This window comes from Paenibacillus sp. P4_A7 (genome assembly GCF_056402455.1).
The window spans coordinates 1-2,206 of record NZ_JBFUHJ010000662.1; the positions used below are offsets into that span (position 1 = coordinate 1).

General features: G+C 39.2%; 3 protein-coding genes. 1 reads left to right on the forward strand and 2 read right to left on the reverse strand.

Going from position 1 to position 2,206, the window contains the following annotated elements:
• Positions 1-7 precede the first annotated feature (7 nt).
• Together map and AC1DWN_RS32605 are read right to left on the reverse strand one after the other, a co-directional pair.
• Positions 8-754, reverse strand: a complete 747-nt coding sequence (gene map, locus AC1DWN_RS32600) for a type I methionyl aminopeptidase (protein WP_477562988.1) — start codon at positions 752-754, stop codon at positions 8-10.
• Positions 751-1,281, reverse strand: coding sequence for a hypothetical protein (locus tag AC1DWN_RS32605; protein ID WP_477562989.1), 531 nt, complete (start codon positions 1,279-1,281; stop codon positions 751-753). The genes map and AC1DWN_RS32605 overlap by 4 nt, the downstream gene beginning before the upstream one ends.
• 589 nt (positions 1,282-1,870) lie before the next feature.
• Here AC1DWN_RS32605 and AC1DWN_RS32610 point away from each other — a divergent pair.
• The coding region (locus tag AC1DWN_RS32610) for a TetR/AcrR family transcriptional regulator (protein WP_477562990.1) at positions 1,871-2,206 on the forward strand (336 nt) is incomplete at its 3' end.

A 2,206-nucleotide genomic window follows, 5' to 3' on the forward strand; every position in this document is an offset into this window, starting at 1 on the left:
TCTATCGTCATAGCACAGTAAGTATTTGGGGTCCATTATCTGTAATCGCAACGGTATGTTCATACTGAACGCATATGGAGTGATCAATTGTTCGGGCAGTCCAGCCGTCACTTTCAACATAAGCGCGCCAACTGCCTAGCGTAAGCATAGGCTCGATAGCAAGAACCATACCCTTCTTCAATCGCACTCCCTGTTCCTTATTACCATAATGAGGGACAGCCGGTTCCTCCCACAAATCTTTTCCCACCGCATGACCAGTAAATTCTTTAACATTCCCGTATCCGAAATGCTTTGCATATGTATCTATCGCATAACCGATATCACCAATCCGATTTCCAACCACTGCCTGTTCAATGCCAAGCATTAAGCTTTGATGACATACCTCCATCAGTTTTTCAATTTCCTGAGAAACGTTTCCTACCGCATAGGTCCATGCCGAGTCCCCGTGGTAACCATTATAAAAAGCACCAATATCAATTGTTACCACATCTCCATCAAGCAAAGGGTTGGAGTCAGGAAAGCCATGACAAATAACATCATTCTTGGCAACACAGATGGAAGCCGTAAAGCCATTATGTCCCTTGAAACTGGGAGTCGCTCCTCGTGAGCGTATCCGCTCCTCAATTAGTTGATCAATCGCTAGTGTTGTTATACCCGGCTTAATTGTTTCTGCTATGAAAGCATGACACTCTGCAACAATACGTCCTGCTTCTCTCATTATCTTKATTTCTTCATCGGATTTCAGAATAATCATTTAACCGTCTCMTATTTGTCTATATTTCTAAGTAGATAATTAAAGCGATTGCGGCATTTGGAACTGMAAAACTTAGTTACTTGAGCTCGTTGATAAGGAATAAACCAACTGTCACATTGTACACACTTTTGCAAATCCAACTGTTTCTTTTCCATCGCCTCAAGTAAACTTATAATCGACTCCATATACATTCGCTTCATTTTATCGGTCTCATCTACAAATTCAGTATGTAATAGGATTTGTTGCTGCTCTTCTTTTTTTCGCTCATTAATTGGCATATCAATAGATAAATTCTCTATCCTTGGAACAATGCTTACTTTCAGTCGAACGGCTTGGTACCGTTCAAAAAGGCTATTAATTCTTTTTACCATCACTACACTAATCTCTTTCTTAAACTGAACGGATTCAGCAAGATCCAATAGCAGTTCTTGCAGTTCTTGTTCCAAGCTCCCCCTCTCTACTTGATGTTTATTAAGTTTATTTATCACAGTTATGAAATAGTTCTCACGGGATAAGGTAGGACTCATTGAAGGGACACTCCTTACTTSTATTAAGAAAATTAAATGGATTGAATCACACAATCCATTTATATCAATAAAACATTAAAAGGTCAAACTTTTATTACATATGGCTTGATCACTGACATCGGATGTCCGGCAAGGACGAGTGTTTCATAAGCGGTACGAACACTCCGTGGGATGACTTCTTGACTTCATTTCGAGAGAAGAAATAAAAAAACGACATCTCTGTCGTTTTGAAGGAAAACTATGGTGGAGAATAGGCGATCGAACCCCTGACCTTATCACTGCTAGTGTTAAGCAATCTCTTTTATTTTCACTTTACATGCTTTTAACTGTTGTTTTTCCTCAATGGTTAGAATGACTTTCCATTCTTCTTTGCACGCAACCGTTCATCTTCGTATTGATATCCAATTGGGCTCCCAAGCACCGTCCTCTCCTTGGTTGCCGATTAGTTCAACCAACTCAATTGGTATCACATCTGCATACTTCATATAATACTGCGATTTGGGAGAGTCAGCGGTAATTTACATTTGCATATCAAAATTAAATTTGATAAAATACCTGACGAACGTTCGTTAGTGTCGAGGTGATTCTATTGAAAAGTAAAGAGATTAAAGACGTCGCTTTAAAATTTTTCACAATTCATGGGTATGAGGGAGCTTCTCTGTCTCAAATTGCCGAGAATGTCGGTATGAAAAAACAGTCTCTTTATGCTCATTTCAAAGGGAAAGATGATCTGTTTCTACAAGTTTTACAAGATGCCAAAGAGGCAGAAATCTCCTCGAAACTAGAATATTTGAGTAAAGTGGATACCCAAAATCCCAAAGCAGATTTATTTGGATATCTGCAATTAGTCATTGATTTGTTTCAAAAGAGCGAGCAGTTAAAGTTTTGGCTGCGTATGTCTTTTTTCCCACCACTCCATCCGGCA